This is a genomic window from Pedobacter terrae (assembly GCF_036946585.1).
GTDB classification, from domain to species: Bacteria; Bacteroidota; Bacteroidia; order Sphingobacteriales; family Sphingobacteriaceae; genus Pedobacter; species Pedobacter terrae_C.
The window spans coordinates 474,323-491,267 of sequence record NZ_JAQIIV010000003.1 but is presented as its reverse complement, the minus strand read 5'-3'; the positions used below and the strand labels follow the sequence as shown (position 1 = coordinate 491,267).

The following is a 16,945-nucleotide window of genomic DNA, read 5'->3' as shown; positions in this document are numbered from 1 at the left end:
GCGATATTCTTATGGCGATTGAATAATAAACCGTTGCATATCAAAGCTGGTTTTTTGTTTTGGAGCGCAGGGTCTTTCGCTTTTTTTAATGTTCGTTCCCGCTCATCCGCTTTATCCAGCTAGAAACCTGTGAAACAAGCAAGCACACCAAAGTATAACACAAGCCGGTGCTTAAAATCGGGATGCCCGCTCCGATCGGGGCTAAAAACTTTGAAGTGTGGCACAAAAAACCGGCATAGTAGCAGAAAAACAACCTAATTAAACCTAAGGGATCGAACGGATGCCCCCGGCCTTCACCGTGTCAGAAGGTAGAGCGGGAAGAAACCGACCTATAGAATGCTGAAACGGCTTTTCAAAAAAAGAAAAATTAAGCATTCGTCAGCAAATAAATTTCGGGGCGTATTCTGGAAACCAACAAATATTCTTTCCAGATGATTATCTTTGTAACCGTTCAGGATAAAAACCTGACTAGTTATGCAAAAAGACATCGAAATTACTTTGCTCCCTGATCAGGTTGAGCAGTATGAAGTTATAAAACAGAAACTTGCAGAAGGGTTAAAACTTGCCGGAACAAGGATAAAAGGCTATGAAATTCTGAAAAGATCGATCGATGCCCGTTCCAGAAAGGTAATTTTCCGTTTACAGGTGAGGGTTTTTGTAGATGAAGAAGCCGTTCCCGAAGTTTATCAGATCAACTATCCAAACGTGAGCGATGCTAAGCCTGTAATTATTATCGGCGCTGGTCCGGCAGGTTTATTTGCAGCTTTGCAATGTATTGAAAATGGATTAAAGCCCATTATTATCGAAAGAGGTAAAGATGTTAAACAGCGACGGAGAGATCTTGCAGCTATCAATAAGCAGGGCTTGGTTAACACGGAATCTAATTATTGTTATGGCGAAGGTGGTGCCGGAACCTATTCTGACGGTAAACTATATACACGCTCTAATAAACGTGGCGACATCAATAAAGTGTTACAGGTTTTTATAAACCATGGTGCAGAAGCGGATATCGCGATAGATGCCCGTCCACATATCGGTACCAACAAACTTCCCCATATCATCACTTCGATAAAAGATACAATCTTAAATGCGGGAGGTGAAGTGATGTTTGATAGCAGGATGACAGATATTTTGATCGAATTTGGAAAAGTAAAAGGCATTGAGATAAATTTTGAAGAAAAATTATTGGCTGATGATATCATCCTGGCAACTGGTCACTCTGCAAGAGATGTGTACGAATTATTGAACAGTAAAAATATCTTAATTGAAGCAAAACCATTTGCTTTAGGTGTGCGGATTGAGCATCCTCAGGTAATTATTGATTCAGCCCAATACCATTGCGATATCCGCTCTGAATTTTTACCGCCGGCTTATTACAGTTTGGTTGAACAGGTTGGTTCACGTGGCGTATTTTCTTTTTGTATGTGCCCGGGGGGCATCATTGCACCTTGTTCTACTGGCGAAAATGAAATTGTGGTTAACGGCTGGTCGCCATCTAAACGGAATAATCCTTTCGCCAATTCCGGAACTGTAGTTCAGGTAACTTTAGACGATGTTCAGGGGTATGATCCACTTAGGATGTTGCATTTCCAGTCGGAGGTTGAGAAAATGGCTTTTGAAGCCGGTGGCGGTAATCTCGTAGCTCCTGCACAGCGAATGATCGATTTTGTAAACAATAAATTATCGATCGATTTACCAAAGAACTCCTATCTTCCTGGCACCAAAAGCTCTATGCTGGATAATATTTTGCCTAATTTTGTATCAGATAGTTTGCGCACAGCATTACCCTTATTTGGGAAAAAAATTAAAGGTTATTACACTAACGAAGCCATTTTAGTAGGGGTAGAAAGCAGGACTTCCTCACCTGTCAGGATTCCAAGGGATAAAGACACCTATCAACATCCTCAGGTAAAAGGTTTATATCCCTGTGCAGAAGGAGCGGGTTATGCCGGCGGGATCGTATCGGCAGCAATCGATGGAATTAACTGCGCAAATGCAATATTGAGCGCCTCTTAACAAACTTTATAGCATGCCAGTTGTTATTTTGGTATGTTTAATATCACGAACGAAATAAAAAAAGCTTTTAACGGAGATGCGTGGCATGGTAACCATGTGATGCAAACACTGAATAATGTTAATCCAGAAAGCGCATTTAGCCATTTTGTTCCTGGCGCGCATTCTATTGCAGAAATTGCCTTGCATTTAACCGCATGGACAGAAGAAGTTTCTTCCAGGTTGATTGGTAAATCGGCTGCTGAGCCTGAAAGGGGTGACTGGCCTGAACCTGAAGAGCGTACAGCCCAGGCATGGGAACGCATTATCTTTGATTTTAAGATTGCAAACGAAGAGCTGATCCGACTTTGCGAAAGTTTAAAAGACAGTCAGTGGAACGAAGAGGTGAAGAGTGAGCGTAATCCTGCTTTAGGCACAGGGTTAACCAATGCAGAGCTTATAAGTGGTTTGGCGCAGCACCATGCTTATCACGCTGGTCAGATTGCTTTGTTATCTAAATTTTAAGCTGTGTAATTTCTCTATCGTTATAACCTCTTAATCTTTGTAATCCTATTATGAAAAAGACTCTAATTATTGGCGCATCGCCAGATCCATCCAGATATGCATACAAAGCAGCGCATATGCTCACACGTTTTAATCATAAAATTGTTAATGTTGGCATAAAGAAGGGGGAAGTAGCAGGTGTTCAAATTGAAAAGCCTGAAGAAATCCACCAGGATATTGATACCATCACCTTATATATAGGTCCTGCTCTGCAGCCACAATACCACGATTATATTCTGGCTACAAAACCAAAGCGGGTTATTTTCAATCCTGGGACCGAAAATTATGAATTGGAGAAATTATTGGATCTGCACGGCATAGAACCTATAGAAGCCTGCACTTTGGTACTGCTTAGTACCGGACAATATTAAAACCTGTACACTACACCCCAATTTACGTAATCAGCCTGGGCAAAGTGCATATAGGTTTTGGCCTGTAAACCCAGATGTTGAGTAATGTTAAAGGTTGGTCCAAATGTCCAGTACCAGGTTGCTTTATCCATCAGTCTATTATAGTGGATGTATTTTCCGATCTGAGCCGCAACGGTTACCCTCCATAAATTAATATCAGCTCCAATACTAACGCCTGTGCGCCATCTATCATACGAAGTACCGTAGTTTTGGAATGTATCGCCATAATTATTGGGATCGAAGGTGGTGTAATAATAAACTGCATCGGCACCCGCCTTAAGCGACGTGACATCATTCAGGTAAAAATTGTAACCTGCATATATTCCACTTTTGTATAAGCTTTTACTTCGATCACCAAATACCCCCCTCGCGCCCAAACCGGCACTAAGCTCAATCGAATTCCGCTGTAGAGTGGTATAGGTGCTTTTCCGCTCCGCTGTCAATGTTTTTGGATTGTTGAGTTTAAGCCCGATGTAGATATTTCCGGTATTTAATCCGCCATTGGGAACAGTCGCCCCTCCATTTGAGACATGTAGAAAGCCAAAACCAGCTAATAAATCAGTGTATTTGCCTATTGGTAACTCCATTCCTAAATCTGCTTTAATGGTTTCGTTAACCGGACTTCCCAAAAATCTGTTTTTGGTATTATTATAGTAATACTTGTTTGTGTAACCCAGGCCTACGCCAGGTGTAAAATTAAATTTTGCTTTTCCAATTTTAAACAACTGGAAATCCATCTGCGCCACTAAGCCATATACCTGTCCAAAAGCATTGGACGAAGTATCTTTTGTGCCTTTCAGTTTGCTTAAATCCCTAAAAATGAAACCGATTCCGTAAGATTTAGCACCACTAAATCCAATCCATTTATCGGTGTTCTGGCTAATGTCTTTAAAATAAGCTGCATCAAAACCTGTGATCTGATCTTGAAACAAATGTCCCTGATCGTTATTGATGTGAGTGCCGAAGATGGGTTTAAGGATGATAGAATGGTTTTCCGGAGCAATTTGAGCCTTAGCAAATGAGCAACCTGTGATCAATAAAATAAATAAGAGTAGCTTTTTTTTCATTAGTTTTTACTAAAACGGTAAGCAAGACTATAATAGGCGTAACGGTAGCCAGTGGCACTGTTTTTAACTTCGTTTGAAGTAAAAGTAGCGGTGTAATTGGCTGTCCAGCGTGCAATGGCGAAGGTTAGACCAACCTGTGTGGTAAAAACAATGGGCTTCGGCTTAAAAGTAATTGGACCTTTATCGTTTAGCAACAAGCCTCCCTGAAGGCTCGAATCGTAGGCTACTGCATGTAATTGCGGAGCAACCGAAAGAAAAAGTTCATATTTTCGCTTAGCCTTATTTTTATTATTGTTGCTTACTAAACTATTAAATGCAGCTGATCCATCCATTTCATTAAATCTTCCTAATCTGAGCAATGCGCCAACATTGGCTTTGGTTATTACATTGCCCGCCGCCGCAGAAGCAGTTCCGGTGACATCAAATATTTCGTTAGTAGTTGTTAATAGGCTTTTGTTGTATTCTATACCTAGGTTTAGCGTGGGTTCGCTATTTAATCCATATTCCCATCCTGCAATTTGATTTTGGCCAACCAGTTTATGGTAAGTTCTCTGGAATTCTTCGCCCAGGGCATCTTTACCTGTGAGGCCAACCTGTGCCGAAGCCTTTAAAAGCTGTTTGTTTTGGTAAAATCTGCTGTAATTAGCCTCACCATATAGATAAGCAGTAAAGGGACGATCGTGCAAGGCAGGGTTCGGAGCAAAACTATAATAAGGATTGTATATTTTCTGTCCCAATTCGAAACCAATAACCTCTTTACTACGGCCGGTCTTCTGGTTTTCACCATTTAAAGCATGCCTGTATTTAATAAAAAAACCATTGGTGTAATATTTGTCGCTGGTGATATCAATGTAGGCATCATTCTCTGTAATAACTACGAGCTCACTTTTGTAGTTCTGAGCTTGGCCAAACTTTGCAATAAAGATAAAGAGCAAAGGTAAGTATGTTTTAAGCGCAATTTTCATTGTTAATGAGGATGATTTATTAAGCGGTAAAAGTATTAATTATTGTTTAAAAATCGATACGATAGGTATGAGTACGTTATATAGCCGAACATATTCTACAATAGAAAGTATTTGCCCTTTTTTTTTGAAAAGCAGGTTGAGTGCTTCTATATAAAGATGTTCCCGCTATTCATTCCAAATCCTCGGCTCGTTCCTCGCTCCGGGTTTTCCGCTGCTATCGCCTGCTGCTGCAGGCAGGGGGTTAGGTGGCACGGGCTTCCGGAGTTTCAAGGTGCTGGATGCCGGAGAAAGCCTGGCGAACCTGTATTTTGTTGCAAAATCCTGGGTGCTGCCGTCATCCTGAACTTCCGCCCGGCCTTTGTTTCAGGATCTTTTTACTGCACCATATCCATTAGTTTTTATACCCTGCAGGATTTATAAATCTGTCCCAAACAAGTAATCTTCCAAAAAGTTTTAACCCTATAGGTATTTTTTCCTGTTGAAAACCATTGAGTTATGCCAAATTCCGCGTTAAACGCTTCAAAACCTTTGCGGTTGAATATATTTTTTCTACTTTTGCATCCCGCTCCGGAGGAGAGGGCAACAGACTGAAAAGGTGGAAGGGCGATTAGAAAAGCGAGATTTATTTTAAAATAAATATTGCGGGATAGGAAAAGATTGCTACCTTTGCAGCCCGGTTCGGGAGGAACGGGAAGCTGGAAAAACAGCATATTGAAAAAGGGGATGCGGAAAAAGAAGATTGAAAAATAAAATTTATTTTATTTGTGATTTACAAAAAAGATGCTTACCTTTGCAACCCCAACGGAAACGAAGGGGAAACAAAAGATCGGAACGGCGGATGCCGGAAAGAGAAACAGAAAAGATTGAAACAGGCGGAAACCTGGCAGGACGAACAAGACCTGGCCTAACTGAAGTCTGAAGATATATAAAGATCGGCCGTGAGGTCAATGATCGATAAGTTCTTAAAAGAGATGTCAATGTAGCGTAGCGAGGTAATGGAGTACGGTCAAAGTACATGATTACGTAGCTTTATTTTAAAGGTGTCTGTCTGACAGACAACATAACAAAAGAAGACTATTTTTAACAATAGTTAAAACTGGTCAGCATTGAACAACACATTTTACAATGGAGAGTTTGATCCTGGCTCAGGATGAACGCTAGCGGCAGGCCTAATACATGCAAGTCGAACGATATTTTCCAGCTTGCTGGAAGAGAAAGTGGCGCACGGGTGCGTAACGCGTATGCAACCTACCTTTATCAGGGGGATAGCCCGGAGAAATCCGGATTAATACCGCATAAAATCACAGGATGGCATTATCCAATGATCAAACATTTATGGGATAAAGATGGGCATGCGTGTCATTAGCTAGTTGGCGGGGTAACGGCCCACCAAGGCGACGATGACTAGGGGATCTGAGAGGATGGCCCCCCACACTGGTACTGAGACACGGACCAGACTCCTACGGGAGGCAGCAGTAAGGAATATTGGTCAATGGAGGGAACTCTGAACCAGCCATGCCGCGTGCAGGAAGACTGCCCTATGGGTTGTAAACTGCTTTTATCCGGGAATAAACCTCATTACGTGTAATGAGCTGAATGTACCGGAAGAATAAGGATCGGCTAACTCCGTGCCAGCAGCCGCGGTAATACGGAGGATCCAAGCGTTATCCGGATTTATTGGGTTTAAAGGGTGCGTAGGCGGCCTGTTAAGTCAGGGGTGAAAGACGGTAGCTCAACTATCGCAGTGCCCTTGATACTGACGGGCTTGAATGGACTAGAGGTAGGCGGAATGAGACAAGTAGCGGTGAAATGCATAGATATGTCTCAGAACACCAATTGCGAAGGCAGCTTACTATGGTCTTATTGACGCTGAGGCACGAAAGCGTGGGGATCAAACAGGATTAGATACCCTGGTAGTCCACGCCCTAAACGATGAACACTCGCTGTTGGCGATACACAGTCAGCGGCTAAGCGAAAGCGTTAAGTGTTCCACCTGGGGAGTACGCCCGCAAGGGTGAAACTCAAAGGAATTGACGGGGGCCCGCACAAGCGGAGGAGCATGTGGTTTAATTCGATGATACGCGAGGAACCTTACCCGGGCTTGAAAGTTAGTGAATGATCTAGAGATAGATCAGTCCGCAAGGACACGAAACTAGGTGCTGCATGGCTGTCGTCAGCTCGTGCCGTGAGGTGTTGGGTTAAGTCCCGCAACGAGCGCAACCCCTATGTTTAGTTGCCAGCATGTTATGGTGGGGACTCTAAACAGACTGCCTGTGCAAACAGAGAGGAAGGAGGGGACGACGTCAAGTCATCATGGCCCTTACGTCCGGGGCTACACACGTGCTACAATGGACGGTACAGAGGGCAGCTACATAGCAATATGATGCGAATCTCACAAAGCCGTTCACAGTTCGGATTGGGGTCTGCAACTCGACCCCATGAAGTTGGATTCGCTAGTAATCGCGTATCAGCAATGACGCGGTGAATACGTTCCCGGGCCTTGTACACACCGCCCGTCAAGCCATGGAAGCTGGGGGTACCTAAAGTATGTAACCGCAAGGAGCGTCCTAGGGTAAAACCGGTAACTGGGGCTAAGTCGTAACAAGGTAGCCGTACCGGAAGGTGCGGCTGGAATACCTCCTTTCTGGAGTAGACACACCTACTCGCCACGCAACATGATATTTCGATAAGGTAGAAGGCAAAGAGGTAGAAGGCTTAAGGTCCTGATACCCGATACTTTATACCAAAAAAAGATAAACAAAAAGAAACACCCAGAAGACAACGGTGGGCATACTATAAGGGTATAGCTTAACGGAGACATGAAGGGTAAGCCAAAAAGGGAAGCAGTAGCGGTAAGATACTATATACTGCATACTAAAGCTTACCTTAAAATCAAACAGTCCCGTAGCTCAGCCTGGTTAGAGCACTACACTGATAATGTAGGGGTCTCCAGTTCAAATCTGGACGGGACTACACGTTTAAGTTTGGAGAAAAGAGTTGGGAGATGGGAGTTAAAGCTCGAAACTCCAGACTAGAGACTCAAAACTAAAATCTGGGGGATTAGCTCAGCTGGCTAGAGCGCCTGCCTTGCACGCAGGAGGTCAACGGTTCGACTCCGTTATTCTCCACCATTAAAGGTTGAGGGCTGTAAGGTAGAAGGTTTAGGGTTAGACCCAGGGCTTAGAACTGAAAACACCACAACAGAAAAAAACAATTGCCGGGATCGGTAATGTACATTGACATAAAGATTGAGAAAAGAAGAAACGCCACGGGGCACTTCTAAAGTTTTAGCTACCTGATACCAGGTACTGTATACGAAAGATGAAACGGTTCGAGACCGCAGTTTTTTACTAATAAGCTGAAAGCGAAAAGCTGAAAGGTTAAGGCATCTGAAAAGAAAGCTTTAAGCTTTAGACTTTGAGCTGAAAGCTTAATAAAGTTCTTTGACATATTGGAAGAAGTTAAAAAAGAAGAGCAAACAACAATAGGCGACTGTTTTGTTTGTGCTCACTTAAAGGGATCGTAAGAAACCGATAAGTAATGAGACATCATAACAAGAGCAAAAAAGCATACCATGCGGCGCAAAAGGCGCATGAGTAGAAGAAAGTAAGAAAGAGTACACGGGGGATGCCTTGGCTCTCAGAGGCGATGAAGGACGTGATAAGCTGCGATAAGCTCCGGGGATCTGCAAATAGGAACTAGATCCGGAGATTTCCGAATGGGGCAACCCGGCATGTTGAAGACATGTCACATATAATGAGCAAACCTGCCGAACTGAAACATCTAAGTAAGCAGAGGAAGAGAAAATAACAATGATTTCCTAAGTAGTGGCGAGCGAAAGGGAAAGAGCCCAAACCTACCTTGTTACGGCAAAGTGGGGGTTGTAGGACTGCAACGTGGCATTAGCAGACAGAAGTGGAACGGGATGGGAAGCCCGGCGATACATGGTGATAGCCCAGTACACGTATAGAATGCTAGCCTAGCAGTATCCTGAGTACCGCGAGGTCGGAGACGCCTTGTGGGAACCAGCCGGCACCATCCGGTAAGGCTAAATACTCCTGAGAGACCGATAGTGAACCAGTACCGTGAGGGAAAGGTGAAAAGAACCCCGAACAGGGGAGTGAAATAGAACCTGAAACCGTGTACTTACAAGCGGTCGGAGCTGGCAGGTCCAGTGACGGCGTGCCTTTTGCATAATGAGCCTACGAGTTACTCTTCTCTGGCAAGGTTAAGTGCTTCAGGCACGGATCCGAAGCGAAAGCGAGTCTGAACAGGGCGTATAGTCAGAGGAGGTAGACGCGAAACCTTGTGATCTACCCATGGACAGGTTGAAGGTGCGGTAACACGTACTGGAGGACCGAACCGATAAACGTTGAAAAGTTTCCGGATGATCTGTGGGTAGGGGTGAAAGGCTAATCAAACTGGGAAATAGCTCGTACTCCCCGAAATGTTTTTAGGAACAGCGTCGGCATCGAGTTACATAGAGGTAGAGCTACTGATTGGGTGCGGGGGAGTCAAATCCTACCAAATCCAGACAAACTCCGAATGCTATGTAATATGGCCGGCAGTGAGGCGCGGGGTGCTAAGGTCACGCGCCGAGAGGGAAAGAACCCAGACCATCAGCTAAGGTCCCCAAGTTACGGTTAAGTTGAACTAACGAGGTCCGATTGCACAGACAGCTAGGATGTTGGCTTGGAAGCAGCCATTCATTTAAAGAGTGCGTAACAGCTCACTAGTCGAGCGATCGGGCATGGATAATAAACGGGCATTAAACTGTACACCGAAGCTATGGGATTGAAATATATCGGTAGGGGAGCATTCTATATGCGGTGAAGGTATCTGGTAATGGGTGCTGGAGTGTATAGAAAAGCAAATGTAGGCATAAGTAACGATAAGGCGGGCGAGAAACCCGCCCACCGAAAGGATAAGGTTTCCTGATCAACGCTAATCGGATCAGGGTCAGTCGGGACCTAAGGAGAACCCGAAGGGGAAATTCGATGGACAACGGTTTAATATTACCGTACTTTTTATAACTGCGATGTGGGGACGGAGTAGTGACACTGCCGCGATCTGACGGAATAGATCGTTGAAGGCTGTAGGTATATCGAACATAGGCAAATCCGTGATCGATGCTGAGAGCTGATAGTACCAAGGACCTTCGGGCGATTGGATAGTGCAGGTAATCAGACTTCCAAGAAAAACCGCTAAGCTCCAGGTTATAAAAACCCGTACCGCAAACCGACACAGGTATCCGGGAAGAGGATTCTAAGGTGCTCGAGTGAATCATGGCTAAGGAACTCGGCAAAATGGCCCTGTAACTTCGGGAGAAGGGGCGCTGTCAGCAATGTCAGCCGCAGTGAAAAGGCCCAGGCGACTGTTTAACAAAAACACATGGCTTTGCAAAATCGAAAGATGAGGTATAAGGCCTGACACCTGCCCGGTGCTGGAAGGTTAAGAGGGGATGTCATCGCAAGAGAAGCATTGAATCGAAGCCCCAGTAAACGGCGGCCGTAACTATAACGGTCCTAAGGTAGCGAAATTCCTTGTCGGGTAAGTTCCGACCTGCACGAATGGTGTAACGATCTGGGCGCTGTCTCAGCCATGAGCTCGGTGAAATTGTGGTCCCGGTGAAGACGCCGGGTACCCGCAACGGGACGGAAAGACCCCATGCACCTTCACTACAATTTAACATTGACATTGGGTACAGGATGTGTAGGATAGGTGGGAGGCTTTGAAGCGGTGTCGCCAGGCATCGTGGAGCCAACGTTGAAATACCACCCTTTCTGTATTCGGTGTCTAATCCCAAAATTTGGGAGACATTGTTTGATGGGTAGTTTGACTGGGGTGGTCGCCTCCAAAAAGGTAACGGAGGCTTTCAAAGGTAAGCTCAGTACGCTTGGTAACCGTACGCGGAGTGCAATAGCATAAGCTTGCTTGACTGTGAGACATACAGGTCGATCAGGGTCGAAAGACGGATATAGTGATCCGGTGGTTCTGCATGGAAGGGCCATCGCTCAAAGGATAAAAGGTACGCTGGGGATAACAGGCTGATCTCCCCCAAGAGCTCATATCGACGGGGAGGTTTGGCACCTCGATGTCGGCTCGTCACATCCTGGGGCTGGAGAAGGTCCCAAGGGTTCGGCTGTTCGCCGATTAAAGTGGCACGCGAGCTGGGTTCAGAACGTCGCGAGACAGTTCGGTCCCTATCTGTTGTGGGCGTAGGAATTTTGAGTGGGGCTGACCTTAGTACGAGAGGACCGGGTTGGACCAGCCTCTAGTGAATCTGTTGTTCCGCCAGGGGCATTGCAGAGTAGCTACGCTGGGAATAGATAAGCGCTGAAAGCATCTAAGTGCGAAACTAGCCACAAGATGAGAATTCCATATAGGACCGTAGCAGACTACTACGTTGATAGGCTACAGATGTAAAGCTGGCGACAGCACAGTCGAGTAGTACTAATCATCCGAAGCTTTCAAAGCTAACAGAACTGTTGTTTGTTCTTCACAATAACTTCTTTCAATAATATGTCATTTGAGGCCGGAAGGCCGAAGGTGAACAGGCTGAAGGTAAAACCTCCACCCTAAAACCCTCCCTCCCTCAACCTTAAATAAAAATATTCAGGTGCCTATATCGGTGGTGTCCACCTCTTCCCATTCCGAACAGAGAAGTTAAGCCCACCAGAGCCGATGGTACTGCGGTAACACGTGGGAGAGTAGGTCGGTGCCAGATCTTAAAGAGAAGCCCTTCAGCAGAAATGTTGAAGGGCTTTCTTGTTTTATGGCAGAGAGCAGAGGGCATGGGGCATGGAGCAGTTTCCCAACGTTAAGGACTCAAGGCAGCTTAAATGCTTTTCCCGCAGAAATGCTAAACTGCGCAGAAACCATTCCATCACCCATTTTCCATCTTACATCAGCTAGGGGCTACGGGCAGAGAGCCAGGAGCATAGGAAGGTTTCCATCATTATGGTCTTAAGGGTTTGTTCCCACAGAAAGCGCTGATCTGCGCAGATGTTCCATTATCCATCTTACATGATTTCCATCTTCCATCCCTGCTTGATAGCCTTGATGGCAGCGGTATCCCTTTTGGCTAGGAAAAATTGTTTATGGAACAGGGTTTCCAAAAGGATAAAGCGCACAGCAGGACGGAACGCTACCGACAAGCACAGGAAACTGCGCTCCAAATCATCAAATGACTCGTTATTCAAATTAGGGCCTTCCCGCAGATGAAACTAATCTCCGCAGATCATTCCATCATCCATCTTACATCAGCTAGGGGCAGAGAGCCAAGAGCATAGGACGGTTTCCATCATTATGGTCTTAAGGGTTTGTTCCCACAGAAAGCGCTGATCTGCGCAGATGTTCCATTTCCATCTTACATGATTTCCATCTTCCATACCTGATTGATAGCCCCTGATGGCAGCGGCATCCCTTTTGGTTAAGAAAAATTGTTTAACAGATAAGTTTCCCCAAAAGGATAAAGCGAACAGCAGGACGGAACCCGGCCTAAACGCATAGAAAACTGCGCTCTGAAAAATAATTTTACTGCCTTAATGCAAAGAATATACCAACTGATACACTTTATCAATTTCAGTGATAATAGATTTATTTATTTCTTTTTCGAACAGTTTTGATTTATTAATGTTATAATGCCTGTAAATATTATTTGCTTTTAACTAAGCTAAGTGAAGATTGAATGTGAGATCATTTAAATCTAAAAAGGAATTAATATTTTGCAACATTAATAAATTTAGATATGGCTTCTGGTTTTTTTGCGATTTTAGATGATATAGGTGCTTTAATGGACGACGTAGCTGTAACGGCAAAGGTGGCAGCTAAGAAAACAGCTGGCATTTTAGGTGATGACCTGGCCGTAAACGCAGAAAAATCAACTGGTTTTCTTGCCTCTAGAGAACTACCAGTATTATGGGCAATCACAAAGGGTTCATTGGTAAACAAACTCATTATTGTACCCATTGCCCTATTGCTCAATTTCTTTTTTCCGGTAGCAATCAAAATAATCCTGGTTCTTGGTGGATTGTATCTGGCGTATGAAGGGGTAGAAAAGGTGGTTGAATATTTTTTTCATCGCGCAAAGCCCTCGCATGTAGAAGCCAAAGAAGTTATTCAGGATGATAAGGAAGCAGAAAAAAGCAAAATCAGATCAGCCATTGTAACAGATTTTATTTTATCCATAGAAATTGTCATTATCGCACTAGGCAGTGTTTTGGATGAAACGCTTACCATCCAAATTTTGACAGTTTCAGTGATTGCATTATTGGCTACAATTGGTGTTTACGGAATTGTTGCACTTATTGTTAGGATGGATGATGCTGGATACCGTTTGGTGAAGGCTTCTGGTGATAAAGGTATTCTTTCAACAATTGGCAAAATACTGGTTAAGTCGCTACCTGTCATTATCAAAATTTTAAGCATTGTGGGTACAATTGCATTAATACTGGTATCAGGGGGAATCTTTGCGCACAATATTGAGTTTTTACATCATATTTTCCCTTCATTTCCATCCATACTAAGAGAATTTGCTTTTGGGTTAATCATTGGACTAGCTTCTGTTTTAGTTGTGATGGCAGTTAAAAAACTTTTGGCTATTATTAGAAGATAAAAGGCGAGCTGTTCATTTTGCAGCATGAATTTGGAATGATGTAGGTTTAAACTGATTCCTACATTATAAGCCATATATTTCCTTTTCCATAAATTTAAGTGGCATTTTTGATTGGTGTTTTATCGTTTTCCAACTTCATCTCCGTTTTCAGCAAAGCAGGTTGAGTGCTTCTATATAAAGATGTTCCCGCTATTCATTCCAAATCCTCGGCTCGTTCCTCGCTCCGGGTTTTCCGCTGCTATCGCCTGCTGCTGCAGGCAGGGGGTTAGGTGGCACGGGCTTCCGGAGTTTCAAGGTGCTGGATGCCGGAGAAAGCCTGGCGAACCTGTATTTTGTTGCAAAATCCTGGGTGCTGCCGTCATCCTGAACTTCCGCCCGGCGAGTCGGACGGGTGTTTCAGGATCTTTTTACTGCACCATATCCATTAGTTTTTATACCCTGCAGGATTTATAAATCTGTCCCAAACAAGTAATCTTCCAAAAAGTTTTAACCCTATAGGTATTTTTTCCTGTTGAAAACCATTGAGTTATGCCAAATTCCGCGTTAAACGCTTCAAAACCTTTGCGGTTGAATATATTTTTTCTACTTTTGCATCCCGCTCCGGAGGAGAGGGCAACAGACTGAAAAGGTGGAAGGGCGATTAGAAAAGCGAGATTTATTTTAAAATAAATATTGCGGGATAGGAAAAGATTGCTACCTTTGCAGCCCGGTTCGGGAGGAACGGGAAGCTGGAAAAACAGCATATTGAAAAAGGGGATGCGGAAAAAGAAGATTGAAAAATAAAATTTATTTTATTTGTGATTTACAAAAAAGATGCTTACCTTTGCAACCCCAACGGAAACGAAGGGGAAACAAAAGATCGGAACGGCGGATGCCGGAAAGAGAAACAGAAAAGATTGAAACAGGCGGAAACCTGGCAGGACGAACAAGACCTGGCCTAACTGAAGTCTGAAGATATATAAAGATCGGCCGTGAGGTCAATGATCGATAAGTTCTTAAAAGAGATGTCAATGTAGCGTAGCGAGGTAATGGAGTACGGTCAAAGTACATGATTACGTAGCTTTATTTTAAAGGTGTCTGTCTGACAGACAACATAACAAAAGAAGACTATTTTTAACAATAGTTAAAACTGGTCAGCATTGAACAACACATTTTACAATGGAGAGTTTGATCCTGGCTCAGGATGAACGCTAGCGGCAGGCCTAATACATGCAAGTCGAACGATATTTTCCAGCTTGCTGGAAGAGAAAGTGGCGCACGGGTGCGTAACGCGTATGCAACCTACCTTTATCAGGGGGATAGCCCGGAGAAATCCGGATTAATACCGCATAAAATCACAGGATGGCATTATCCAATGATCAAACATTTATGGGATAAAGATGGGCATGCGTGTCATTAGCTAGTTGGCGGGGTAACGGCCCACCAAGGCGACGATGACTAGGGGATCTGAGAGGATGGCCCCCCACACTGGTACTGAGACACGGACCAGACTCCTACGGGAGGCAGCAGTAAGGAATATTGGTCAATGGAGGGAACTCTGAACCAGCCATGCCGCGTGCAGGAAGACTGCCCTATGGGTTGTAAACTGCTTTTATCCGGGAATAAACCTCATTACGTGTAATGAGCTGAATGTACCGGAAGAATAAGGATCGGCTAACTCCGTGCCAGCAGCCGCGGTAATACGGAGGATCCAAGCGTTATCCGGATTTATTGGGTTTAAAGGGTGCGTAGGCGGCCTGTTAAGTCAGGGGTGAAAGACGGTAGCTCAACTATCGCAGTGCCCTTGATACTGACGGGCTTGAATGGACTAGAGGTAGGCGGAATGAGACAAGTAGCGGTGAAATGCATAGATATGTCTCAGAACACCAATTGCGAAGGCAGCTTACTATGGTCTTATTGACGCTGAGGCACGAAAGCGTGGGGATCAAACAGGATTAGATACCCTGGTAGTCCACGCCCTAAACGATGAACACTCGCTGTTGGCGATACACAGTCAGCGGCTAAGCGAAAGCGTTAAGTGTTCCACCTGGGGAGTACGCCCGCAAGGGTGAAACTCAAAGGAATTGACGGGGGCCCGCACAAGCGGAGGAGCATGTGGTTTAATTCGATGATACGCGAGGAACCTTACCCGGGCTTGAAAGTTAGTGAATGATCTAGAGATAGATCAGTCCGCAAGGACACGAAACTAGGTGCTGCATGGCTGTCGTCAGCTCGTGCCGTGAGGTGTTGGGTTAAGTCCCGCAACGAGCGCAACCCCTATGTTTAGTTGCCAGCATGTTATGGTGGGGACTCTAAACAGACTGCCTGTGCAAACAGAGAGGAAGGAGGGGACGACGTCAAGTCATCATGGCCCTTACGTCCGGGGCTACACACGTGCTACAATGGACGGTACAGAGGGCAGCTACATAGCAATATGATGCGAATCTCACAAAGCCGTTCACAGTTCGGATTGGGGTCTGCAACTCGACCCCATGAAGTTGGATTCGCTAGTAATCGCGTATCAGCAATGACGCGGTGAATACGTTCCCGGGCCTTGTACACACCGCCCGTCAAGCCATGGAAGCTGGGGGTACCTAAAGTATGTAACCGCAAGGAGCGTCCTAGGGTAAAACCGGTAACTGGGGCTAAGTCGTAACAAGGTAGCCGTACCGGAAGGTGCGGCTGGAATACCTCCTTTCTGGAGTAGACACACCTACTCGCCACGCAACATGATATTTCGATAAGGTAGAAGGCAAAGAGGTAGAAGGCTTAAGGTCCTGATACCCGATACTTTATACCAAAAAAAGATAAACAAAAAGAAACACCCAGAAGACAACGGTGGGCATACTATAAGGGTATAGCTTAACGGAGACATGAAGGGTAAGCCAAAAAGGGAAGCAGTAGCGGTAAGATACTATATACTGCATACTAAAGCTTACCTTAAAATCAAACAGTCCCGTAGCTCAGCCTGGTTAGAGCACTACACTGATAATGTAGGGGTCTCCAGTTCAAATCTGGACGGGACTACACGTTTAAGTTTGGAGAAAAGAGTTGGGAGATGGGAGTTAAAGCTCGAAACTCCAGACTAGAGACTCAAAACTAAAATCTGGGGGATTAGCTCAGCTGGCTAGAGCGCCTGCCTTGCACGCAGGAGGTCAACGGTTCGACTCCGTTATTCTCCACCATTAAAGGTTGAGGGCTGTAAGGTAGAAGGTTTAGGGTTAGACCCAGGGCTTAGAACTGAAAACACCACAACAGAAAAAAACAATTGCCGGGATCGGTAATGTACATTGACATAAAGATTGAGAAAAGAAGAAACGCCACGGGGCACTTCTAAAGTTTTAGCTACCT

At 44.7% G+C, this 16,945-nt stretch carries 8 protein-coding genes, 4 tRNA genes and 4 rRNA genes; 14 read left to right on the top strand and 2 right to left on the bottom strand.

All coding sequences use genetic code 11. The features are described from left to right. Positions 1 to 474: 474 nt before the first annotated feature. Genes PGN18_RS07035 through PGN18_RS07025 form a run of 3 tightly spaced genes read left to right on the top strand, consistent with a single transcriptional unit; the run spans position 475 to position 2,927 of the window. The gene (locus PGN18_RS07035; RefSeq protein WP_335318704.1) at positions 475 to 2,016 is read left to right on the top strand and encodes an NAD(P)/FAD-dependent oxidoreductase; all 1,542 of its coding nucleotides are present in this window, start codon (positions 475 to 477) and stop codon (positions 2,014 to 2,016) included. A gap of 33 nt (positions 2,017 to 2,049) precedes the next feature. Next, positions 2,050 to 2,517, top strand: a complete 468-nt coding sequence (locus tag PGN18_RS07030) for a DinB family protein (protein ID WP_335318703.1) — start codon at positions 2,050 to 2,052, stop codon at positions 2,515 to 2,517. A gap of 50 nt (positions 2,518 to 2,567) precedes the next feature. Continuing rightward, positions 2,568 to 2,927 carry a CoA-binding protein gene (locus tag PGN18_RS07025; protein WP_335318702.1) on the top strand — a complete coding sequence of 120 codons (360 nt, stop codon included), beginning with the start codon at positions 2,568 to 2,570 and terminating at the stop codon, positions 2,925 to 2,927. Here the strand turns inward: PGN18_RS07025 and PGN18_RS07020 are convergent. Both PGN18_RS07020 and PGN18_RS07015 read right to left on the bottom strand, forming a co-directional pair. Then, positions 2,924 to 4,033 carry an acyloxyacyl hydrolase gene (locus tag PGN18_RS07020; RefSeq protein WP_335318701.1) on the bottom strand — a complete coding sequence of 370 codons (1,110 nt, stop codon included), beginning with the start codon at positions 4,031 to 4,033 and terminating at the stop codon, positions 2,924 to 2,926. The genes PGN18_RS07025 and PGN18_RS07020 overlap by 4 nt on opposite strands. Beyond that, positions 4,033 to 4,998 carry a lipid A deacylase LpxR family protein gene (locus tag PGN18_RS07015; protein WP_335318700.1) on the bottom strand — a complete coding sequence of 322 codons (966 nt, stop codon included), beginning with the start codon at positions 4,996 to 4,998 and terminating at the stop codon, positions 4,033 to 4,035. Before PGN18_RS07015 ends, PGN18_RS07020 begins: the two co-directional genes overlap by 1 nt. A 764-nt stretch (positions 4,999 to 5,762) precedes the next feature. Between PGN18_RS07015 and PGN18_RS07010 the strand changes: the two genes are divergently transcribed. From PGN18_RS07010 to PGN18_RS06960, 11 genes are all read left to right on the top strand, one after another. After that, a complete protein-coding gene (locus tag PGN18_RS07010; protein WP_335318697.1) occupies positions 5,763 to 5,906 on the top strand; it encodes a hypothetical protein in 144 nt (47 codons plus the stop codon). Between the two features lie 214 nt (positions 5,907 to 6,120). Continuing rightward, positions 6,121 to 7,642, top strand: a 16S ribosomal RNA gene (locus PGN18_RS07005). A 254-nt stretch (positions 7,643 to 7,896) separates the two neighbouring features. Continuing rightward, positions 7,897 to 7,971: transfer RNA gene (locus tag PGN18_RS07000), tRNA-Ile, on the top strand. Between the two features lie 81 nt (positions 7,972 to 8,052). Continuing rightward, positions 8,053 to 8,129 (top strand) — tRNA-Ala (locus tag PGN18_RS06995). Between the two features lie 469 nt (positions 8,130 to 8,598). After that, positions 8,599 to 11,474 (top strand): 23S ribosomal RNA (locus PGN18_RS06990). Positions 11,475 to 11,613: 139 nt separating this feature from the next. Continuing rightward, positions 11,614 to 11,725 (top strand): 5S ribosomal RNA (rrf, locus tag PGN18_RS06985). Together the 16S, 23S and 5S rRNA genes with 2 tRNA genes alongside form the textbook arrangement of a ribosomal RNA operon. Positions 11,726 to 12,748: 1,023 nt before the next feature. Beyond that, positions 12,749 to 13,615 (top strand): DUF808 domain-containing protein, encoded by an 867-nt coding sequence (locus tag PGN18_RS06980; RefSeq protein ID WP_335318698.1) that lies wholly within the window; start codon positions 12,749 to 12,751, stop codon positions 13,613 to 13,615. A gap of 797 nt (positions 13,616 to 14,412) precedes the next feature. Beyond that, on the top strand, positions 14,413 to 14,556 hold the full coding sequence (locus PGN18_RS06975; RefSeq protein WP_335318697.1) for a hypothetical protein: 144 nt from the start codon (positions 14,413 to 14,415) through the stop codon (positions 14,554 to 14,556). 214 nt (positions 14,557 to 14,770) lie between these two features. Continuing rightward, positions 14,771 to 16,292 (top strand): 16S ribosomal RNA (locus PGN18_RS06970). A gap of 254 nt (positions 16,293 to 16,546) precedes the next feature. After that, positions 16,547 to 16,621: transfer RNA gene (locus PGN18_RS06965), tRNA-Ile, on the top strand. Positions 16,622 to 16,702: 81 nt separating this feature from the next. Further along, positions 16,703 to 16,779, top strand: a tRNA-Ala gene (locus PGN18_RS06960). Positions 16,780 to 16,945 lie beyond the last annotated feature (166 nt).